The sequence below is a fragment of the Neisseria sp. P0019.S002 genome, from assembly GCF_051957155.1.
Classification (GTDB): Bacteria; Pseudomonadota; Gammaproteobacteria; order Burkholderiales; family Neisseriaceae; genus Neisseria; species Neisseria perflava.
Genome location: NZ_JBQCWS010000003.1, coordinates 261,933 through 282,212 on the forward strand (window position 1 = coordinate 261,933; position 20,280 = coordinate 282,212).

Here is a 20,280-nt window from a genome sequence, read left to right on the forward strand (position 1 = left end):
GAATCGGCCGTTTAATCTATATCTGCCGCAAGTTCTGCTTTGTCTTCTTTTTCACGGCACCAGCGCGCCCACACTTTCAGACGGCGGTAGGCATCGCGGTCGGCCATATCGGGCAAGATGCAGTGTTTGACTATTTTCCCGTCAACATTCCATTGCAAAAACAAAGCATAAACCGTCAACATACTGCTGTCTTGCAAAACCGCACTTCTTCCCTCTGCCTCGTTATTCAAATAAACCGTCGCACGGTATTGGCGGTCGATGATGATTTTTCTGACCGCATTTTGAGCGTGAAAATTAACGCTGCGCCAAGCATAGGCAAAACTGCCGGCCAACGCCGCCAAACCCAGCCACATCATCCAACCGTAAAACTCGGCAAGGCATAAGGCCAACGCCGAAAGGTGTAAGAAGACAATCAGAATTTTCAAAGAACGCGAGGGCGTTAAGGCCGTCTGAAAACTTCGCACGGCTTTACATCATATTGTCGAAAACAGGCGTAATGTTCAATTCCGCCTCTTCCATATCCAAAACCATATCGTGGATTTCGGTATCGAAAAATTCCCAAAAAGCCTTCAAACTCATTTCTTGCGGCCATTTGCTTTTATCGATGTCCCAGCCTGCCAATTCGGCTTCAAAAATCTGCTGGTAACGTTCGTCAAAATAGGAAATGACGGATTCGGGTTCGTCAAATTGCGGCACAAGGAATACGGAACAGTTGGTGCGCAGTTGCTCGACGGTCAGGTCAGGCATATTTTCATCGGCGGATTTCAGCCATTCCAAAAAACGGGCGGTCGGTTTCAGCACGACAGCAGTACGGTCAACAAAATACATTATTTTCAACTTTCAAAATCATTCAAACCGATCATGCCGTCTGAAATTTCAGACGGCCCGAGTTTAATGTGTCATTACCTGTTGCAGGAATTGTTTGGCACGCTCGTGTTTCGGATTGGTAAAAAATTCTTCCGGCGTTTCGTCTTCCAAAATCTGGCCTTTATCGACAAAAATCACACGGTCGGCGACTTCGCGCGCAAAACCCATTTCATGGGTTACACACATCATGGTCATGCCGCTTTCCGCCAAGTCTTTCATCACTTTCAATACTTCGCCGACCATTTCAGGATCAAGTGCGGAAGTCGGCTCGTCAAACAACATCACACGCGGCTCCATCGCCAAACCGCGTGCAATCGCCACACGCTGTTGCTGACCGCCGGAAAGCTGGCCGGGCAGCGCGTCTTTTTTATGCGCCAAGCCGACACGTTCCAAAAGCTCCATCGCTTTCTTTTCCGCCTCTTCACGGCTTTGGTTTTTCACTTTCATCGGAGAAAGAATAATATTTTCCAAGACAGTCAAATGCGGATACAGATTGAACCCTTGGAACACAAAGCCCACTTCTTCACGCACTTTGTTCAAATCGGTTTTCGGATCGGCAACATTGATGCCGTCTACCCAAATCTCGCCGCTTTCAATGCGCTCGAGTTGGTTTACCGTACGAATCAACGTCGATTTGCCACTGCCTGAAGGGCCACATACAACGACCACTTCGCCTTGTTTGACTTCCAGATTCACACCGTTGATAACGTGCAAATCTTTAAAATGTTTGTGTACATTTTTGAATTTAATCATTATTTCTTTCCAAACTACCAAAATTTTCGGAGCTTGAGTTGCGTTTACCGCTGCCAAAGCAAAGGAATGGCCGTTTCCAGCCAAAAGCGGCAACTGACTATGCTGCCGGAGATTCCGCCTTTATTGTACCGATTGACTTTAAATTGCTCTTCCCTATCGAGACGATGCCCGGTCAATACCCAAACTGCGCCGATAATTGCTGCTTCAAAACGGTGCCACTCCGGCGGCATATCCTTACCGGAAAAATACTGTGCCAACTCGCGCCACAAATATGAATCACCCCGAACCCCCCATTGAATAGGAGGTTGCTTAAAAATTGCCATCACTGTTTCAGACGGCCTTTTGAACCAGATAATTGCTCAATTCCACATATTTCTCAGCGGCAATGTGTTCTGCCCTGTCCTGCGGATTGATACCGACTGCCTGCAAATCATCATCGCTGGCAAGTTCCTTCAAATTATTGCGTATGGTTTTGCGGCGTTGATGGAAAGCCAGTTTCACCAGTTTGGCAAAATGTTCAAAATCTTCTGCTTTACCGATACGGTGTTTCACCGGAATCATGCGCACAACGGCCGAATCCACCTTCGGCGCAGGATCAAAGGACTCGGGCGGTACTTCAATCAACATTTCCATATCAAAGAAATATTGCAGCATTACGCCCAGACGGCCATAGTCGTTGGTTTTCGGCTGCGCCACCATACGTTCGACCACTTCTTTCTGCAGCATAAAGTGCATATCGATCACATCGTCTGCCACTTCGCTCAATCGGAACAAAAGTGGCGTGGAAATATTGTACGGCAGGTTGCCGACAATTTTTTTCTTGCCTTCAATGCTGTTGAAATCAAACTGCAATACATCGCCTTCGTGTATCACCAATTTATCTGCAAACGGCAAGGTTTTCAGACGGCGTACGATGTCACGGTCGATTTCGCAGACATGCAGGCAGTTGAGTTTTTTCGCCAAAGGCTCGGTAATAGCTGCCAAGCCCGGGCCGATTTCAATCACGATATCATCGGGCTGCGGTCTGACCGCGTTGACAATATCGCTAATAATCCGCGTATCCTGCAAAAAATTCTGCCCGAAGCGTTTCCGGGCCTTATGTTCTTTCATATCTTTCTTCAAGCAAGCTGTTTAAGGCAGTATTGTAACTGAAACAGGCGTTTTTGTCGGCACGCTTTCAGACGGCATTTGCCTAATTTTAAGCAAACGGCGGCGCTTCCAAACCCAAAGATTTCAGTAGCTGAGCAGTCTCATAAACCGGCAAACCCATCACGCCCGTAAAACTGCCCTGCAAATGCTCGACAAATACGCCGCCCAAACCCTGAATCCCATACGCACCGGCCTTATCCATCGGCTCGCCGCTGGCAACATAGGCTGCGACTTCCTCAGCCGTCAACGTCTTAAAGCGCACTTCGCTCGTCTGCACCACATCATGGCGTACGCCTTGCCAGTAAACGCATACAGCCGTCAGCACTTGATGCGTCCGCCCAGACAGGCGTTCCAGCATATCGACCGCATCCGCTTCGGATTCCGGTTTACCCAAAATAACCGCACCATCCGCCACCGTCGTATCCGCCGTCAATACAGCAAACTCAGGTTCTTGATTATGAGCAGCAAACCATTGCGCCACCGCTGCCTGATTTTTCTCGCAGGCCATACGGCGCACATACTCTACTGCGGCTTCGCCTTCTTTAGGGGTTTCATCAATATCCGCAGGAAGGCGGCGTACCGTGAAACCCAAATTCTCCAAAATCTCACGACGGCGCGGACTGCCCGAAGCCAGATAAATTGCGTTCATTGTATTGGGTTTCCTTATTTTGAAATTTTATGCTGTCCAGACAGGCGGACATAATGCGCAGAGGAATACGTCAAAAATTTCTTTTCCTCATCCGTCAGCGGACGCACTTGTTTCACAGGCGAGCCGACATATAAAAAACCGCTTTCTAAACGCTTGCGCGGCGGCACCAAACTGCCCGCGCCTATCATCACATCATCTTCGACAACCGTATCGTCCAAGATAATCGAACCCATGCCCACCAACACACGATTCCCAATTCGGCAGCCATGCAGCATGACCTTATGCCCAATCGTCACATCATCGCCGATAATCAAAGGCGAACCGTCAGGCTTTGCCGTATTCTTATGCGACACATGCAAAACACTGCCATCCTGCACATTGCTGCGCTTACCGATGGAAATACTGTTCACATCGCCGCGCAATACAGCATAAGGCCAAATTGATACATCTTCCGCCAGCGACACTTCGCCAATCACTACCGAAGTCTCATCTACAAAACAAGACTCATCAACCGACGGCACATAATCCAAAAACGCACGAATAGGGTTTGCCATTTCCAATAATCCTTTTCTCAAAACCAAAACTGATCAGGCCGTCTGAAAACACGGCGTAAAACGATTTTATACTACAACAATACGAAATCAAGCCAGAAAATCATCAAAAGGCCGTCTGAAACAGTTTTCAGACGGCCTTTCATCATGAACCCTTTATCTTGGCTTACGACTATTTATCATTAGCGCCCCAGCTATCTTTTATGGAATAATCGCCTTCATTTGATTCTTGGAGAAGCCGATGGACACACGTTCGGGAAATTATGCAGTGCCCCTATTGGTCATCGGCTGCGTCGTCTTCGGCTTGGGCAGTTTGATCGTCAAATTTGTCGATGTCGGCTCTTACGCCATCGCATTCTGGCGCTTGCTGATCGCCGCTCCTATATTCTTCCTGCTCGGACGTTTTTTCAGACAAAAAATGCCCACAAAAAGAAAAACGGTTGGCTACGCAATCTTATCCGGCGTTTTCCTCGCATTCGACCTCGCCCTTTGGCACGAAAGCATTCACGCCGTAGGCCCCGGCATTTCCACCTTGCTCAACAGTCTGCAGATTTTCTTTTTAGCCGCCATCGGCTTCTTCTTTTATTCAGAACGTCTAAGCACCCTGCAAATTTTAAGTTTGATATTGGCCACCATAGGCGTAGCCTTGATCGGCAGCCCAGAGTTCGGTCATAACAATAATGCCGCATGGGGATTTGTCAGCGGCGTAGTATCCGGTGCCATGCTGGCCCTGTCTATGGTTTTCGTACGCAAAACTCATGAGCAGGAAAAAGTCGGTTTGTTTCCGCTCATGATGATTTTAAGCTTCGGCGGCGCAATGGCGCTGGTCATCCCATCGCTGCTATTCGATACCGCCCATCTTTACCCCAAAACTTTAAACGATGTGATTCTAGTCTCCATCTACGGCATCGTCATGCAATGTTTTGCTTGGGCATTGATTGCTTACGCTATCCCACTTTTATCTTTGTCACTAACAGGCCTACTACTGCTCTCCGAACCAGTCGCCGCCATGTTGATCGATTATTTCTGGTTGGATAAACCGATTAATATCGTCCAATGGAGTGGCGCCGCTTTGACTTTATTGGCGATTTATTTAGGTTCGTTAAAAGACAAAAAATAGATACAAAAAAGGCCGTCTGAAAAATTTCAGACGGCCTTTTCATCTGTTATTGCTTATTTGATACTGTTACCGATACGGCTGAGTTCACCAAAGTTCATCCAAACGAAGAAGGCTTTACCGACGATCAGTTTGTCATCGACAAATCCCCAATAACGGGAATCGGCGCTGTTGTCGCGGTTGTCGCCCATCGCGAAATAACGGCCTTCAGGAACTTTACAGATAAAGCCATTACCGTCTTCTGCGTATTCGCAATTTTCCAAACCGCTTGTTTCAAGCGAGTAATTGCTTTCAGGCATCACTTCGGAAGTATATTTGTTCAATACGGCAATAGATACGGAAGGCTGACCGGCCTCTTTGATAACGTCAAAATTTTTGCCGTTTAAGGCCGTCTGAAAACGCTCAAGCGTATGAATCATAGACGGATCAGTATCATCTGCGTATTGATAATTGCCATTTGGTTTTTCGGAAATAATTTCTCCGTTAACAGTCAAAACCTTATCACGGTATTCCACAACGTCGCCCGGAATACCGACGATACGTTTGATGTAATTCATCTCAGGCTGAAGTGGGTAATTGAACACCACGACATCGCCTCGGGCAATGTTGCCGACAGGGATAATGACCTTATTCAAAATCGGCAGGCGGATCCCGTAAGAAAATTTGTTCACCAAGATAAAATCGCCTTTGACCAAGCCCGGACGCATGGAGCTGGACGGAATTTGGAACGGTTCGGCAATAAAGCTGCGCAACACAAAGATAACCAAGATGATGGGGAAAAAGCCGCCCATATAGTCGGTAAAATGCGCATTGTCTTCGCCGGTCTCGCTTTTTTTCAGACGGCCTTTATGGATTGCCCAAACAATACCGGTGAACACGACAAACACCAGTAATACGGCGGTAAAGCTCATAAATTCGGACAAAATGCCGAATACGCCGACCATGCACAAGAGATAACTCCATTGCAGGCCGGAGCTCCATTCTCCGTTTTCCTGACGCTCTTTGCTGCTTTTGAAGTTGAGGACCAAGCCGGCCAGCAGTACAACGATTGCGCCTAAAGTCAGATTTATACTCATTATTTATCACTCACTTGCAGAATCGCCAAGAACGCGCTTTGCGGGATTTCCACATTGCCCACTTGTTTCATGCGGCGCTTACCTGCTTTTTGTTTTTCGAGAAGTTTTTTCTTACGCGTAATATCGCCGCCGTAACATTTCGCCAAAACGTTTTTACGCAGGGCTTTGACGTTTTCGCGGGCGATAATCTGGCTGCCGATGGCGGCTTGGACGGCGATGTCGAACATCTGGCGCGGAATCAGTTCGCGCATTTTTGATGCCAGCTCACGACCACGGTGAACGGCGCTTTGTCGGTGGACAATCAGACTCAGGGCATCGACTTTTTCGCCGTTGACCATAATGTCGAGCTTAATCAAATCAGACGGTTGGAACTCTTTGAAATGGTAGTCCAACGAAGCATAACCGCGCGAAGTCGATTTAAGCTTGTCGAAGAAATCCATTACGACTTCGTTCATTGGCAAATCATAAGTCAGCATGACTTGGCGGCCCATGTATTGCATATTGACCTGAACGCCGCGCTTTTGGTTACACAAAGTCATGACGTTGCCGACGTATTCCTGCGGCACGAGGATAGTCGCGGTAATAATCGGCTCGAGAATGGTTTCGATGCTGCCGATGTCGGGCAGTTTGGACGGGTTTTCGACTTCGATTTTTTCGCCGCTCTTCAACACAACTTCGTAAACCACCGTCGGCGCGGTAGTAATCAAATCCATGTCGAACTCGCGCTCCAAGCGTTCCTGCACGATTTCCAAGTGCAACAGGCCCAAGAAGCCGCAACGGAAGCCAAAGCCCAATGCTTGGGAAACTTCAGGCTCGAATTTCAACGAAGCATCGTTCAGCTGCAATTTTTCCAAAGCATCGCGTAGAGCTTCGTAGTCGTGGCTTTCCACTGGATAGAGACCGGCAAATACTTGGCTTTGCACTTCTTGGAAACCGGGCAGCGGCTCAGAAGCGGGGTTGGCAACCAAAGTAACCGTGTCGCCGACTTTCGCCTGTCCCAATTCTTTCACGCCGGTAATCAAAAAGCCTACTTCACCAGCTTTGAGTTCTTGTTTTTGAACTGATTTTGGTGTGAAAACGCCCAGCTGCTCAACCTGCGTTTCCGCCTTGGTGCTCATAAAGCGCACTTTGTCTTTCAGCTTGATGGTACCGTTTTTCACACGAATCAACATAACTACGCCGACGTAGTTGTCAAACCATGAATCAACAATAACCGCTTGCAACGGCGCATTTTCATCACCAGTTGGCGCAGGGATTTTGGCAACGATTTCTTCCAAAACATCTTCCACACCAATGCCGCTTTTGGCAGAACATTGAACCGCACCAACGGCATCAATACCGATGATGTCTTCAATTTCCTGCTCCACGCGCTCGGGTTCTGCGGCAGGCAAGTCAATTTTGTTCAAAACAGGCACAACTTCCACGCCCAAATCAATCGCGGTATAGCAGTTCGCCACGGTTTGCGCTTCTACACCTTGGGACGCATCGACCACCAAAAGCGCGCCTTCGCAAGCTGACAGCGAACGGGATACTTCGTAAGAGAAGTCGACGTGTCCCGGAGTATCAATCAGGTTGAGCTGATACACCTGCCCGTCACGTGCTTTATAGTTGAGTGCGGCGGTTTGCGCTTTAATAGTAATGCCGCGCTCTTTTTCGATGTCCATGGAATCGAGCACCTGCGTACTCATTTCGCGCAAATCCAAACCGCCGCAGTATTGGATAAAACGGTCGGCAAGCGTCGATTTACCGTGGTCGATGTGGGCAATAATGGAGAAATTCCGTATGTTTTTCATATTGTTATTAAGATAAATGCAATTAAAGGCTGAAAGGCCGTCTGAAAAAACAGGGATTCGGTTTTCAGACGGCCTTAGAATAAGGTTGAATCGTTCCGTATTCTAACGGAAATTCAACGTTTCTGCATGATTTTATAGCGATTTGACAATCTCGGTTACCATCTTCGCCGAGCTGACGGCAGCCGTTTTCAAAAACTCTTCAAAGCTGATGTCCGCTTTCTCATCTGCCGAATCGGATACGGCGCGAATAATCACAAACGGCACTTCCAACTGGTGACAGGTTTGCGCAATCGCCGCAGCTTCCATTTCAACTGCTTTTACGTCAGGAAAATGACTACAAATTTCCGCGACACCTTCGCTGCTGTGCACAAAACAATCGCCACTGACAATCAGGCCTTGCGTTACGGCTGCACCTTCAAACACTTGCGCTGCCTTTTCTGCTTGGCGAATCAAGTTTGAATCCGATGCGAACACGGCAGGAAGTTGCGGTACTTGCCCCCAAATATAACCAAAAGCCGTTACGTCAACATCATGATGCGCCACAGTTTCGCCGATGACCACATCGCCGACCTTCAGACCCTTGCCCAAACCGCCTGCACTGCCGGTATTGATGACACAATCCGGTGCAAACTGATGAATGACCCAAGAAGTCGAAACCGCTGCATTGACCTTACCGATACCGCTCAAAACCAATACCATGCGTTTTCCGGCCAATTCACCTTCATACGCCGAGAATTTACCGAAAGACACATGCTTGACATTGGCCATGCTTTCACGCAAAAGCTCGATTTCCTGTTCCATTGCGCCGACCACGGCAATTGTTTGTACTGACATCTCATTACCTTTCCATTCACTAATCGGGCAACATTATAACAGCAGAATTTAAAATCACAGGGATGCTGAAAAATCTGCTATATTCCCAGCACGACACTCAATTTAAAACAGATAGCCACTCTAGTGGCAAAACAGCAAATAATGATTGCTTCTGTTATAATTATTCTCAATAAAATAACTTAACATTAACTATCTGAATTCTTATGTTTGACGAAAATACTCCGGGCGCAAAAGAAGAATTGTTCACTTGGCTACGCCACATGAACAAATACAAAGGCTCCGACCTTTTCATTACCACCAATTTCCCGCCGGCCATGAAAGTGGACGGCAAAATCATGCGGCTGACCGATGAGCCGTTAAGCGCTGAAAAATGTATGGAAATCGCTTTTTCGATTATGTCTTCCAAACAAATCGAAGAATTTTCTACCACCAACGAATGCAATTTCGCCATCAGCCTGCCCGATACCAGCCGCTTCCGTGTCAATGCAATGGTTCAACGCGGCGCAACTGCATTAGTGTTCCGCTCCATTACCAGCAATATCCCTAAATTTGAAACTCTTAATCTGCCACCGATTCTAAAAGACATCGCCCTCAGAAAACGCGGTTTGGTTATTTTTGTCGGCGGTACAGGTTCGGGCAAGTCCACTTCCCTCGCCTCCCTTATCGACTATCGAAACGAAAACAGCTTCGACCACATTATTACCATCGAAGACCCAATTGAGTTTATCCACCAACACAAAAACTGCATCATCACCCAACGTGAAATCGGTGTAGATACAGAAAATTGGCCGATTGCATTGAAAAATACCCTGCGCCAAGCGCCGGATGTTATCCTGATTGGTGAAATCCGAGACCGCGAGACCATGGACTACGCCATTTCCTTCGCGGAAACCGGCCATTTGTGTATGGCGACACTGCACGCCAACAGTACCAACCAAGCGCTGGACCGCATCATCAACTTCTTCCCCGAAGAGCGCCGTAACCAGTTGCTAACCGATTTATCGCTCAACCTGCAAGCCTTTATTTCGCAACGCCTGATTCCCCGTGAAGGCGGACGGGGACGCGTAGCGGCTGTCGAGGTTTTGCTCAATTCGCCCATTATTGCCGACTTAATCCGAAAAGGCGAAGTCCACAACATTAAAGAAATGATGAAAAAATCAACCGGTATGGGCATGATTACTTTTGACCAAGCCTTGTATGATTTGTATGAGAACGGCGATATCAGCTATCAAGACGCTATTAAAAATGCCGACTCCGCCCATGATTTGCGCCTAGACATTCAATTAAGAAGCCGTCGCGCACAAAATGCCGGTCCGGATTTAGAATTGATTTAACAACTTCAAAGCATAAAAAAGGCCGTCTGAAACCTCACTACGAGTTTCAGACGGCCTTTATTCCATCAACTAATCAAGCCTGTTTCAATTTTGCATCGGCATCACGCAATGCAGTACGCAGACCTTCTTCGATAACCGGATGGTAGAACGGCATATCCAACATTTGCGGAATCGTCATCTTCATTTGATGCGCCCAAGCCATCAAGTGTGCCAAATGTTCGGCAGCAGGGCCGACAATTTCCGCACCAATGAAACGGCCGGTCGCTTTCTCAGCATACAAACGCATATGGCCTTTGTTTACCAACATAACGCGGCTGCGGCCTTGGTTTCGGAATGAAACTTCGCCGATTACAAACTCATCAGGTTGATATTTCGCTGCAACTTGCGCGTATTTCAAACCGATAGTGGCAATTTGCGGACTGGTAAATACCACGCCGATTACGCTACGGCGCAAACCACCCTCAATATTCGGGAAAATAGCGGCATTATGACCGGCAATTTTGCCCTGGTCGGAAGCTTCATGCAGCAGAGGCAATTGATTGGATGCATCGCCTGCGATAAAGATGTGCGGAATGCTGGTTTGCATGGTCAGCGGATCGGCAACAGGTACACCGCGCGCATCTTTCTCGATAGTCAGGTTTTCCAAACCGATATTGTCCACATTCGGACGACGGCCTACGGCTGCCAGCATATATTCGGCAACGAACACACCTTTTTCGCCATCTTGTTCCCAATGAACTTCAACATTGCCTTCCGCATCCAGTTTGACTTCGGTTTTAGCGTCCAAATGCAAAGCCAACTCTTCGCCAAAAACAGCTTTGGCTTCTTCAGCAACAACAGGGTCGGAAATACCGCCAATAGCGCCTGCCACGCCAAAAATTTCAACTTTTACGCCTAAACGGTGCAAAGCCTGACCCAACTCTAAGCCGATTACACCAGGGCCGAATACGGCCACACTCTTAGGCAGGGTATCCCAAGAGAAAACATCATCATTCACAATCAAGCGATCGCCCAAAACTTCCCACTGAGGGAAAATCACAGGGCGCGAACCTGTAGCAATCACAAAACTTTTTGCAGTAATTTGAGTATGGTCATCGATTTGGACGGTGTGTTCGTCAACAAATTTTGCCGTACCCATAATACGCTTGTCGGCAGGCCACTCTTCTACATCGCTGACTACAAAACCGACAAAACGGTCGCGTTCGGACTTCACGCGGTGCATGACTTCTTCGCCGTTTACCGTTACGCTGTCTTTATCCAAATGCACGCCAAACGGATCGGTATGCAGAGCATGATGGCGCGCTTCCGCAGCCGCAATCAGCAATTTGGACGGCATACAGCCGACACGCGCACAAGTTGTTCCGAATACATTGTTTTCAATCAGGTAAACATTGTCTGTTTGAAGTCGGGCATTGCGAAATGCGCCCATACCGGCTGTACCGCCACCCAGTACTACCACATCTGCTTGAATCTTTTTCATATTTTATCCTTACTGTCTATATCCAAACCGATATTGCCATCAGGTTATCCGTTTTCAGACGGCCTAAACTTCACAAACTATCAAAATTTAAAAATCAATAGTCAATACCTAAATATCGATTTAAAACAATAATCTCAAATTCTACTTGTAAATATAGAGTTATTCAGAACGCCGATTTGCAAACGTCGTCTGAATAACTCTATATTTGGGTCTTTCAGACGGCCTTTTCAAGCCGTCTCAAGCATACAGGCAATTAGTTTTTAGCCAAGTAAGCTTCCAAGTCTTCGCTGCCGCCGATGTATTTACCGCCGATGAATACTTGAGGAGCAGTCATCTTGCCAGTAATAGCGCGTACGGAAGTAACAGTTGCATCTTTGCCCAATACGATTTCTTCGTAAGATAAACCTTTGTCTTGCAGAGCTTTTTTAGCTTTAGCACAGAATTGGCAGCCAGGTTTAGTGAAGATGGCAACAGACTCTTGAGCTTTCCAGTCAGGAGCAATATATTTCAACATAGTGTCAGCGTCAGACACTTTGAAAGGATCGCCTGGTTCTTCAGGTTCGATAAACATTTTTTCAACCACGCCGTCGTTAACCAGCATGGAGTAACGCCAAGAGCGTTTACCGAAGCCCAAGTCTTCTTTGTCAACCAACATGCCCATGCCTTCAGTGAATTCACCGTTGCCATCAGGGATCATGTAGATGTTGTCGGCTTCTTCTTCAGCAGCCCAAGCGTTCATTACGAAAGTGTCGTTTACAGATACGCAGTAGATTGCGTCAACACCGTTTTCTTTGAACGCACCAAACAATTCGTTGTAGCGTGGCAGGTGAGAAGAAGAGCAAGTTGGAGTAAATGCGCCAGGCAGAGAGAACACGACTACTTTTTTGCCTTTGAACAAATCATCAGTAGAAACATCTTTCCAAGTGTCGCCAACGCGAGTGTGGAATACTACGGAAGGTACTTTTTGACCGGTACGATCTTGCAAAGCCATTTTTAAGCTCCTTTAAAAATTCGGGTTAGAGAAATGAATCAATGCTTGCATTTTAATGCAGGCCTATCGATTTGTATAATTTATAGTTCAAATAATATTAATTACATCAAACTATCAATTCAATTAAACCGAAAACAGCTATTCATCTAAATAAAGGCCATCTGAAATAAAACAAGTACCTGACTGAAATTATTTTTTAGGTAAGGGCTGAACGGGCGAATCCGAAGCCACAATTTCGCCGATGGCTGTTTCCGCAATATCCTTCAAAGCATAGCGGTCTTTATCAGGCATATCTGTCGGTTTGTATTGAGGCGAGAAATCCAAACGGATACGGATTTTCTTCATCGAAACAATGCGCCATAAAGATTGAAACAAGTTTACCTCCGCATAGGATGGCAGATCCGTCCGTTGTCCTTCGTCATCATAATAGCGTAAGGTTACCGCCTGTATCGGCGCTTTCGCATCAATAGCCGATTGGAACAGGGCAGCTTTAAACGGCAAAATACCCAAGCCGGAAGAAGTGCGCGCCTCGGGGAAAAAACTTACATTCTGCCCTGCTTTCAATGCCGCACAAATCGCCTGGTTAATCGGCTCGATATCTCGGCGGGAATTGCGGTTGATAAACACCGTGCCGGCATTTTTACCCATTTTTCCCAAAACCGGCCAACCGCTGATTTCCTGCTTGGCAATAAAACTGCTCGGATAAACGGCGCTCATGGCAAAAATATCCAACCAAGAAACATGGTTGGCCACTACCAATGTACCGCTCACATTGCCTTGAGGCGGTACGCCGATTTCCAATTCAATATCCAAAGCATCCAATGCGCCTTTTCCCAAAACAACCACAGCATGATTGCGTTCCTCTGCATTATTACCATCGATGGCACGCAAATTCCGGCCGGTTCGGAACAACCAAGCCGCCAAACGGCAAAGTCTGCCCAATCGTTTTAAAAAAGGAGCTTTTTGTTTAGACATAAAATTTCTTCTGTATGGTATTCATTATTTTCAGACGGCCTCTGACATTTAAGGCCGTCTGAAACTATTTCTGGCAATTTGGACAATAAAATGTTCCACGCTGCCCCAAAGTTGCTTTAAAAATCAACCCGCCACACTGAACGCAAGGCTCGTTATGACGGCCATAGACCGTATATTCCTGCTGGAAATAGCCGCTTTTGCCATCGCTATTAACGAAGTCTCGCAGCGTACTGCCGCCCGTTTCAATTGCCCTTTGCAGAACCGCTTTAACGGTTTCTACCAATAATGCGCATTCTTTCTTGGTCAGCTTATTCGCCGGACGCACTGGCGAAATACCTGCCTTAAACAGACTTTCATTCGCATAAATATTACCAACGCCAACCACCACCGCATTATCCATCAGTGCTAACTTGACTGCACGCTTTTGGGTTTTCAATTTCTGATACAGGTAATTTGCATCAAAATCACCCGAGAGCGGCTCCGGTCCCAACTTTTCCAACAGTGGATGATGTTCGGCAATACCCTCATACCACAATACCGCACCAAATTTACGCGGATCGTGATAACGCAATACGGTGCCGTCATCAAATACAAAATCTAAATGATCATGTTTATCCGGAGTGGCGATACGCTCATCATCGGCGGTAAAAATCCGCAAACTGCCGGACATACCCAAATGAATAAGTAAAATACCCGTTTCAAAAGTAATAATCAAATACTTCGCACGCCGGTTGCATGCCAAAACTTTGCGCCCAGCCAAAATTTGCGCCAAGTTTGGATGGATAGGCCATCTCAATTTAAACTGGCGAATAATGACTTTTTCTATCTTCTTGCCATCAATATGCGACGCAATTCCGCGTAAAGTCGTTTCCACCTCAGGTAATTCAGGCATCATTATTCTCCAAATTCATCATTATATATAGGCCGTCTGAAAACTATTCGGCCAAACGTGCCGTACTTAAAGCAACCGTATTGCCAACGAATGCAGATTCCAATTCAGGCAAAGGATGGACACCAATCAAATGTTTCGTTAACACCATCCCATAAACCGCTGCACACTGCGGCCACCACCTATCCCCTGCCTTTTCCATAAACCTCCAAAACTTCAAAGCAGAAGGCGAATTCACAGCAGGCAGATAATCCATAAACTGCCCATATTCCATTTCAAAACCAATATCCGCAATTTTTCGTTTCAACTCAGCCAGAGCCAAGCATTGAGATTTCATAGGCAGTCTTTTACCATCAAACCACGAGCTCAATCCCCACAAAGATTTAGGGTTGAACCCCGTCAAAATCAACCTGCCTTCAGGTTTTAATATCCTAAACGCCTCTTGCAACACCAAATCTGCAGATGAAACTTCCAAAAGATGGGGCATCAATAACACATCCACGGAATGCGTTTCAAATGCCAACATTTCAGCATCCATCCGCACATCGCGAGGCACTACAAGCATGTTTTCAGACGGCCTCTGCCATACACCGCCCAATTGAACCGCCACCTGCCTATTCAAATGCTGCAAATGCCGTCTGAAAAAATCCGCCTCTTTTTGAGCAAGATATTGCCCCATTGGCGTTTGCATAAAAAAAACTTCCATTAAAGGCTCCCCTATGCATCCCGACTTGTGTGACAGAATTTTAACACCACGACCACATCACACAAGCAAATTCCCTGCTCGACTTGACGTTTAAATGCTGAAACGATACTATCAAAAAGACGAAATTTTATTATATATTTGATAACTTTATTTACTATGGCAAAACTAAAAACCATCGCTCTGACCGTTTCAAGCCTGTCGGCGGTTTCCGCCACAGCCTATGCGCAAAACGCTACGCCCAACCAAGTCGGCATGGCCATGATGCGCCTCAACTCCGCCCTGCTCGACCAAGCCAAAGCACAAACCTTCGGCTCCGGTAGCTTATGGGCATCGTTGCGTAAAGACTTCCGCATCAACGAAGTCAACACAGAACTGGTTCGCCGCCATGAAAACAAATTTGCTGCAAACAGTGCATATTTCGACCGCACCATCTCTCGCAGCAAACCTTATATGTACCATATTGCTAATGAAGTTAAAAAACGCAATATGCCTGCTGAAATCGCTTTGCTGCCTTTCATTGAAAGCGCATTCGTAACCAAAGCCAAATCACACGTCGGCGCATCCGGCCTGTGGCAATTTATGCCGGCTACCGGCCGCCACTTCGGCTTGGAAAAAACACCTTTGTATGACGGCCGCCACGATATTTACGCCGCTACCGATGCCGCATTGAACTACCTGCAATACCTGCACGGTATGTTCGGCGACTGGTCTTTGGCGCTTGCCGCTTACAACTGGGGCGAAGGTAATGTCGGACGCGCTGTCAACCGCGCCCGCGCGCAAGGTTTGGAACCGACATACGAAAATCTGCGTATGCCGAACGAAACACGCAACTACGTCCCCAAACTTTTGGCCGTACGTAATATCGTTGCCAATCCGCAAACTTTTGGCATGAATATCAGCGAAATCAGCAATCAGCCGTATTTCAAATCTGTCAGCATCGACAAACCTATTGATAACAGCACAATCGCTCGTTTTGCAAACATCAGCGAAAGCGAACTGTTGGCACTCAACCCAGGTTTCAATGCCCCGGTATTTATCCCTAAAAACAATCGTCGTCTGTTGTTGCCGGTTTCTGCGGTTTCCGCATTTGAGAAGAACTACCGCAATGCCAATCCAGATACTCTGATGTCTTGGGATATCTATACTTCTTTGGGCAACAAAAAACTTAATGCCATTGCCAACGATACCGGCATGAGCGTAGCCGAACTCAAACGCCTCAATGGCCTGAGCGGTAGCGCCATTTCTGAAGGCCGCAGCATTTTGGTGGCTAAAAACTCAGCTACCCCAAGTCAAGACATTATTAACTTTATCGACAAAGACAATACGCCGGATACTTACCAATCCAATATGCCGGCTATGTCTCCAATTATTGCTTCCAGCGTAGCAGAACCGGTTAAAGTTGCTCAAAATACCGTGACCAATATTGTTGCGCCTGTTGTTCCACAGTCCAGCAAACCGGTTGACTTTATTGCACGTAGCAAAGCTGAAAACGTTACTTCCGTAGCGGTAACAGAAACTAAAGCACAACCTCAAGTTGCAAATGCGGATGTAGCAGCCCCTGTTGTAGCCATGACCCATACTGCTGCTGAGCCTGCTGCCACAAATGTTGCTGAAGCACCAAAAGCAGCTATCCCTGCCGACTTGACTGCACCGACTGTTGCCGCAAACGATGTAGCCCCTGCTCCAGCAGTCGAATCTGTTGCTGTTGCTCCGTTTCAAGAAGAGCATGATGACCTGATGGCTTTTGTACAAAGCCGACCTGCAGAGGAACCTGCAGCGACTGTTGCTGAAGCGACTTCTGAAGCCAAACAAGTTCAAACTGTTGTTACTGCCGAAAGCGCTCGTACCGCACGTATCGCAGCCAATACCGCTAAACAACAACAACGCATCAATGCGCGTCTTGCTCGTGTAAATGGCCAACAAAACACACAAACCGCAGCACTTGCAGCAGGCACACACCGCGTGGAAGATGGCGATACATTGTTTAACATCTCCAAACGTTACAACTTGAGCGTAGCCGATTTGATTATTGCCAACAACATTAAAGGCAACAATATCAAAAAAGGCCAAATCCTCCGTGTTACAGCTGCTCCGGCAAAAGTCCGCGGCAACCCGATTCAAAACGTTTCCTACACTGTACGCAAAGGCGATACTTTGAACACCATTGCCAGCCGTTTCAATGTTGATGTTAATGATATTCGTCGTTGGAACCGCAATACCCGTACTGTGACCCCTGGTCAACGTTTAAAACTGATGGGTAGCTAATACTTACTTCAAAAAAAGGCCGTCTGAAAGATTCAGATGGCCTTTTTCTTGATGATAGATAATCAAGTTAATGTTTGATAACAAACAGAATGGTCTTTACTTAAAGATAAAAATATTTTTTGAAAATTACTGTATAAAAAAAGAGTGTGCAAAAACACACTCTCTTCTTCAAACGAATTGTCGTCAAACTCTATGCTAAATACCCTTATCCAAACATATGAATTCCGTAAAATATATTCCTATGCCGGTGAAAAAGCATCACAGAAAAAAGCATCTTCCGGTAAAGCACATTTTTGAGTCAGCAAACTTTGCGCATTCTCCGTCATGGCTGGTGACCCGCAAGCATAAACTTCGTATTGGCTCAAATCAGGATAATTTTGTGCGGCAACATTTTGCACGTATCCATTCTCCCCTTTCCAATCGGAATCAGGCTTAGAAAGAACAGACGAGAATTTCGCATTTTTCAGACGGCCTATTAATGCTTCTGCCTCTTCCAATGCGTACAAATCCTCCTGCTGACGTGCTCCCCAGTAAAAATGAACCTGACGCTCGCTATTCTGATGAATCAAATCAAGCAAAATACTGCGAATTGGTGCATAGCCTGTACCCGTTGCCAACAAAACAATCGGTTTATCGCTGTCCTTTTGCAAAGTAAACGTACCCAATGGGCCTTTAACGCGGACAATGCCTTTTTCTTTGATTTTAGGCTCGGCACCAAAAATCATTTCCGAACATACGCCATTTTCACGTTTGCGGATATGCAGCTCCAAAACACCTTCCTGGTCAGGCGAATTAGCGATTGAATAGCTGCGGCTGATATTGCCGGGAAACAGCAAATCAATATATTGTCCGGCATAAAATGCAAATGACGGCGCTTTAGGCAAAGCCAATCTCAACAAAGCAACATCGTGTTTGATTTCAATGTTTTCAATACGTGCCGGCAATGTGCGTACTGGTAAAGCATTTTGATTAAAACCCGGTACATTAATTTTGAGGTCACTCTTCGCAGTGGTACAGCACAATAACACTTTACCCTGCGCTTTTTCTTCTTCACTGATGGCTTTATCAATATGCTTGCCCATTTCAAATTCGCCACTAATCAACTCGGCCTTACACTGCCCGCAAGCACCGCTTTTGCAAGAATGAGGCAAATTTAAATTCTGACGGGTTGCGGCAGCAAGAACAGTTTCGTCCTCATTCGCCGTAAATGTAGTTTGATCTGGTAAGGTAATGGTATGTGTCATGGTATTTAGAATAAATTTATTATCAAAAACAAAGGCCGTCTGAAAAATAAGACCTATTTTTCAGACGGCCTGTCCTATCTATCAAGCTAATTTAGCTTTAATTAGCTCTTGAACCTGAGCCGGATTGGCCTTGCCTTTACTTGCTTTCATCACTTGACCGACAATCGCATTCAGGGCTTTCTCATTACCGGAACGGAATTGCTCAATGGCTTTCGCATTATTTGCCAACACTTCATCCACCATCGCTTCAATTGCGCCAGTGTCGGTAATTTGTTGCAAACCATGTTTTTCGATGATTTCAGCAATACCTGCTTCAGGCTCGGCCCACATTGCTTCAAAAGCTTTTTTCGCCAATTTGCTGCTTAATGTTCCATCTGCAACTTTAGCAACCAACTCAGCAAGGCGTGGAGCTGTAATCGGGCTTTCAGCCAATTCCAAACCTTCTTTATTCAAGGTGGCGGCAAGCTCGCCGTTCATCCAGTTCGCCGTCAATTTACCTTGGCTGCAGGCTTTGGCCGCTTCTTCAAAATAGGCAGCTTGAGCACGGCTGGCAGTTAACAGGCGCGCATCATAGTCAGACACACCGTAGTCGGCAACAAAACGCGCCGCCATTTCATGCGGCAATTCAGGCATTTGCTCTTTGGCTTTTTGCAACTGGCCGTCTGAAATAATGACCGGCAGCAAATCTGGATCTGGGAAATAGCGGTAATCGTGCGCATCTTCTTTCAAACGCATCACACGGGTTTCACCTTTTTCAGGGTCAAACAACATGGTTGCCTGCTGTACTTTACCGCCATCTTCCAAGATTTCGATTTGCGCTTCCACTTCATAATTGATGGCTTGTTCCAAGAAGCGGAAAGAGTTGAGGTTTTTGATTTCACGGCGTGTACCGAACTCGGCCTGGCCTTTTGGACGTACAGAAACGTTGGCATCAACACGGAACGAGCCTTCCGCCATATTACCGTCACAAATATCCAGCCAAGTCACCAAACCGTGCAACGCTTTAGCGTATGCCACGGCTTCGGCTGCAGAACGCATTTCAGGCTCGGAGACAACTTCCAACAAAGGCGTACCGGCACGGTTCAAGTCAATACCGGTGGCACCGTTTAAACCCTCGTGCACGGATTTACCCGCATCTTCTTCCATGTGCGCACGGGTAACATTGATGGTTTTAACCTCATCGCCCACCACGATTTCCAGTTTGCCGTGTTCAACAATCGGCAAATCCAACTGGCTGATTTGATAGCCTTTCGGCAAATCAGGATAAAAATAGTTTTTACGGTCGAACACGTTTTTCTGATTGATTTTCGCATCCAAAGCCAAACCGAGTTTGATGGCTTTTTCGACGACTTCGCGGTTCATTACCGGCAATACGCCCGGCAACGCACACTCAACCACGCTGGCGTGGGCATTAGGCTCGGCACCGAATGCAGTGGATGCGCCGCTGAAGATTTTGGATTGGGTGTTGAGTTGGACGTGGATTTCCAGTCCGATTACGGTTTCCCAAGTCATAAGGGTCTTTCTGTCGAAAAAAAGTTAATCGGTTAAATGAGTGATTCGTTTTTCAGACGGCCTGAATAAGAAACCATAACAGGCCGTCTGACAAG

The 20,280-nt window shown here is 46.7% G+C and carries 20 protein-coding genes; 3 read left to right on the forward strand and 17 right to left on the reverse strand.

Going from position 1 to position 20,280, the window contains the following annotated elements; genetic code table 11:
* Positions 1 to 11: 11 nt before the first annotated feature.
* The 7 genes from ACTHTY_RS06595 to ACTHTY_RS06625 all read right to left on the reverse strand — a co-directional run bounded on the left by ACTHTY_RS06595 (position 12) and on the right by ACTHTY_RS06625 (position 3,972).
* Complete coding sequence (locus ACTHTY_RS06595; protein WP_308881021.1) at positions 12 to 464, reverse strand: protein YgfX; 453 nt, start codon at positions 462 to 464, stop codon at positions 12 to 14.
* 4 nt (positions 465 to 468) lie between these two features.
* On the reverse strand, positions 469 to 828 hold the full coding sequence (locus tag ACTHTY_RS06600; protein ID WP_440366891.1) for a hypothetical protein: 360 nt from the start codon (positions 826 to 828) through the stop codon (positions 469 to 471).
* 63 nt (positions 829 to 891) lie between these two features.
* Positions 892 to 1,620: an amino acid ABC transporter ATP-binding protein gene (locus tag ACTHTY_RS06605; RefSeq protein WP_003747231.1), complete on the reverse strand. Its 729-nt coding sequence runs from the start codon at positions 1,618 to 1,620 to the stop codon at positions 892 to 894.
* A 44-nt stretch (positions 1,621 to 1,664) separates the two neighbouring features.
* Positions 1,665 to 1,943: a hypothetical protein gene (locus ACTHTY_RS06610; RefSeq protein WP_440366893.1), complete on the reverse strand. Its 279-nt coding sequence runs from the start codon at positions 1,941 to 1,943 to the stop codon at positions 1,665 to 1,667.
* 7 nt (positions 1,944 to 1,950) lie between these two features.
* Positions 1,951 to 2,730, reverse strand: coding sequence for a 16S rRNA (adenine(1518)-N(6)/adenine(1519)-N(6))-dimethyltransferase RsmA (gene rsmA / locus ACTHTY_RS06615; protein WP_440366895.1), 780 nt, complete (start codon positions 2,728 to 2,730; stop codon positions 1,951 to 1,953).
* 88 nt (positions 2,731 to 2,818) lie between these two features.
* Entirely contained in the window at positions 2,819 to 3,418 is a 600-nt protein-coding gene (locus ACTHTY_RS06620; RefSeq protein ID WP_440366897.1) for a Maf family protein, read from the reverse strand.
* A 14-nt stretch (positions 3,419 to 3,432) separates the two neighbouring features.
* On the reverse strand, positions 3,433 to 3,972 hold the full coding sequence (locus ACTHTY_RS06625) for a gamma carbonic anhydrase family protein (protein ID WP_440366899.1): 540 nt from the start codon (positions 3,970 to 3,972) through the stop codon (positions 3,433 to 3,435).
* Positions 3,973 to 4,210: 238 nt separating this feature from the next.
* On the opposite strand from ACTHTY_RS06625, the gene ACTHTY_RS06630 reads away from it, so the two are divergent.
* On the forward strand, positions 4,211 to 5,089 hold the full coding sequence (locus ACTHTY_RS06630) for a DMT family transporter (protein WP_440366901.1): 879 nt from the start codon (positions 4,211 to 4,213) through the stop codon (positions 5,087 to 5,089).
* A gap of 53 nt (positions 5,090 to 5,142) precedes the next feature.
* On the opposite strand, the gene lepB is transcribed toward ACTHTY_RS06630, so the two are convergent.
* The 3 genes from lepB to ACTHTY_RS06645 all read right to left on the reverse strand — a co-directional run bounded on the left by lepB (position 5,143) and on the right by ACTHTY_RS06645 (position 8,789).
* The gene (gene lepB / locus ACTHTY_RS06635) at positions 5,143 to 6,162 is read right to left on the reverse strand and encodes a signal peptidase I (RefSeq protein ID WP_440366903.1); all 1,020 of its coding nucleotides are present in this window, start codon (positions 6,160 to 6,162) and stop codon (positions 5,143 to 5,145) included.
* Entirely contained in the window at positions 6,162 to 7,955 is a 1,794-nt protein-coding gene (lepA, locus tag ACTHTY_RS06640; protein WP_440366905.1) for a translation elongation factor 4, read from the reverse strand. Before lepA ends, lepB begins: the two co-directional genes overlap by 1 nt.
* A 132-nt stretch (positions 7,956 to 8,087) precedes the next feature.
* Positions 8,088 to 8,789, reverse strand: a complete 702-nt coding sequence (locus ACTHTY_RS06645) for a 5'-methylthioadenosine/adenosylhomocysteine nucleosidase (protein WP_440366907.1) — start codon at positions 8,787 to 8,789, stop codon at positions 8,088 to 8,090.
* A gap of 203 nt (positions 8,790 to 8,992) precedes the next feature.
* On the opposite strand from ACTHTY_RS06645, the gene ACTHTY_RS06650 reads away from it, so the two are divergent.
* On the forward strand, positions 8,993 to 10,123 hold the full coding sequence (locus ACTHTY_RS06650) for a PilT/PilU family type 4a pilus ATPase (protein ID WP_036490451.1): 1,131 nt from the start codon (positions 8,993 to 8,995) through the stop codon (positions 10,121 to 10,123).
* 73 nt (positions 10,124 to 10,196) lie between these two features.
* Here ACTHTY_RS06650 and ACTHTY_RS06655 read toward each other — a convergent pair whose 3' ends face one another.
* From ACTHTY_RS06655 to ACTHTY_RS06675, 5 genes are all read right to left on the reverse strand, one after another.
* A complete protein-coding gene (locus tag ACTHTY_RS06655; protein ID WP_440366910.1) occupies positions 10,197 to 11,603 on the reverse strand; it encodes a dihydrolipoyl dehydrogenase in 1,407 nt (468 codons plus the stop codon).
* A 253-nt stretch (positions 11,604 to 11,856) separates the two neighbouring features.
* On the reverse strand, positions 11,857 to 12,594 hold the full coding sequence (locus ACTHTY_RS06660; RefSeq protein WP_004520136.1) for a redoxin family protein: 738 nt from the start codon (positions 12,592 to 12,594) through the stop codon (positions 11,857 to 11,859).
* Positions 12,595 to 12,783: 189 nt separating this feature from the next.
* Entirely contained in the window at positions 12,784 to 13,569 is a 786-nt protein-coding gene (locus tag ACTHTY_RS06665; RefSeq protein ID WP_440366912.1) for a 1-acylglycerol-3-phosphate O-acyltransferase, read from the reverse strand.
* A 64-nt stretch (positions 13,570 to 13,633) separates the two neighbouring features.
* Positions 13,634 to 14,461, reverse strand: a complete 828-nt coding sequence (gene mutM, locus ACTHTY_RS06670) for a bifunctional DNA-formamidopyrimidine glycosylase/DNA-(apurinic or apyrimidinic site) lyase (RefSeq protein WP_440367037.1) — start codon at positions 14,459 to 14,461, stop codon at positions 13,634 to 13,636.
* A gap of 43 nt (positions 14,462 to 14,504) precedes the next feature.
* Complete coding sequence (locus ACTHTY_RS06675; protein WP_440366914.1) at positions 14,505 to 15,164, reverse strand: class I SAM-dependent methyltransferase; 660 nt, start codon at positions 15,162 to 15,164, stop codon at positions 14,505 to 14,507.
* A gap of 156 nt (positions 15,165 to 15,320) precedes the next feature.
* Here ACTHTY_RS06675 and ACTHTY_RS06680 point away from each other — a divergent pair, with 156 nt between their 5' ends.
* Positions 15,321 to 17,429, forward strand: coding sequence for a LysM peptidoglycan-binding domain-containing protein (locus tag ACTHTY_RS06680; protein WP_440366916.1), 2,109 nt, complete (start codon positions 15,321 to 15,323; stop codon positions 17,427 to 17,429).
* Positions 17,430 to 17,668: 239 nt separating this feature from the next.
* Here ACTHTY_RS06680 and ACTHTY_RS06685 read toward each other — a convergent pair whose 3' ends face one another.
* The gene (locus ACTHTY_RS06685; RefSeq protein WP_440366918.1) at positions 17,669 to 18,673 is read right to left on the reverse strand and encodes an FAD-binding oxidoreductase; all 1,005 of its coding nucleotides are present in this window, start codon (positions 18,671 to 18,673) and stop codon (positions 17,669 to 17,671) included.
* A gap of 81 nt (positions 18,674 to 18,754) precedes the next feature.
* Positions 18,755 to 20,185 carry an Asp-tRNA(Asn)/Glu-tRNA(Gln) amidotransferase subunit GatB gene (gatB, locus tag ACTHTY_RS06690; protein WP_440366920.1) on the reverse strand — a complete coding sequence of 477 codons (1,431 nt, stop codon included), beginning with the start codon at positions 20,183 to 20,185 and terminating at the stop codon, positions 18,755 to 18,757.
* Positions 20,186 to 20,280: the final 95 nt, after the last annotated feature.

Bases quoted from the DNA above. Each gene is read 5' to 3' on its own strand.
- rsmA (WP_440366895.1), bottom strand. From the start codon at position 2,730: ATGAAAGAACATAAGGCCCGGAAACGCTTCGGGCAGAATTTTTTGCAG.
- lepA (WP_440366905.1), bottom strand. From the start codon at position 7,955: ATGAAAAACATACGGAATTTCTCCATTATTGCCCACATCGACCACGGT.
- lepB (WP_440366903.1), bottom strand. From the start codon at position 6,162: ATGAGTATAAATCTGACTTTAGGCGCAATCGTTGTACTGCTGGCCGGC.
- ACTHTY_RS06630 (WP_440366901.1), top strand. From the start codon at position 4,211: ATGGACACACGTTCGGGAAATTATGCAGTGCCCCTATTGGTCATCGGC.
- ACTHTY_RS06605 (WP_003747231.1), bottom strand. From the start codon at position 1,620: ATGATTAAATTCAAAAATGTACACAAACATTTTAAAGATTTGCACGTT.
- ACTHTY_RS06620 (WP_440366897.1), bottom strand. From the start codon at position 3,418: ATGAACGCAATTTATCTGGCTTCGGGCAGTCCGCGCCGTCGTGAGATT.
- gatB (WP_440366920.1), bottom strand. From the start codon at position 20,185: ATGACTTGGGAAACCGTAATCGGACTGGAAATCCACGTCCAACTCAAC.
- ACTHTY_RS06665 (WP_440366912.1), bottom strand. From the start codon at position 13,569: ATGTCTAAACAAAAAGCTCCTTTTTTAAAACGATTGGGCAGACTTTGC.
- ACTHTY_RS06685 (WP_440366918.1), bottom strand. From the start codon at position 18,673: ATGACACATACCATTACCTTACCAGATCAAACTACATTTACGGCGAAT.
- ACTHTY_RS06610 (WP_440366893.1), bottom strand. From the start codon at position 1,943: ATGGCAATTTTTAAGCAACCTCCTATTCAATGGGGGGTTCGGGGTGAT.
- ACTHTY_RS06675 (WP_440366914.1), bottom strand. From the start codon at position 15,164: ATGGAAGTTTTTTTTATGCAAACGCCAATGGGGCAATATCTTGCTCAA.
- ACTHTY_RS06680 (WP_440366916.1), top strand. From the start codon at position 15,321: ATGGCAAAACTAAAAACCATCGCTCTGACCGTTTCAAGCCTGTCGGCG.
- ACTHTY_RS06650 (WP_036490451.1), top strand. From the start codon at position 8,993: ATGTTTGACGAAAATACTCCGGGCGCAAAAGAAGAATTGTTCACTTGG.
- ACTHTY_RS06660 (WP_004520136.1), bottom strand. From the start codon at position 12,594: ATGGCTTTGCAAGATCGTACCGGTCAAAAAGTACCTTCCGTAGTATTC.
- ACTHTY_RS06625 (WP_440366899.1), bottom strand. From the start codon at position 3,972: ATGGCAAACCCTATTCGTGCGTTTTTGGATTATGTGCCGTCGGTTGAT.
- ACTHTY_RS06600 (WP_440366891.1), bottom strand. From the start codon at position 828: ATGTATTTTGTTGACCGTACTGCTGTCGTGCTGAAACCGACCGCCCGT.
- ACTHTY_RS06645 (WP_440366907.1), bottom strand. From the start codon at position 8,789: ATGTCAGTACAAACAATTGCCGTGGTCGGCGCAATGGAACAGGAAATC.
- mutM (WP_440367037.1), bottom strand. From the start codon at position 14,461: ATGCCTGAATTACCTGAGGTGGAAACGACTTTACGCGGAATTGCGTCG.
- ACTHTY_RS06655 (WP_440366910.1), bottom strand. From the start codon at position 11,603: ATGAAAAAGATTCAAGCAGATGTGGTAGTACTGGGTGGCGGTACAGCC.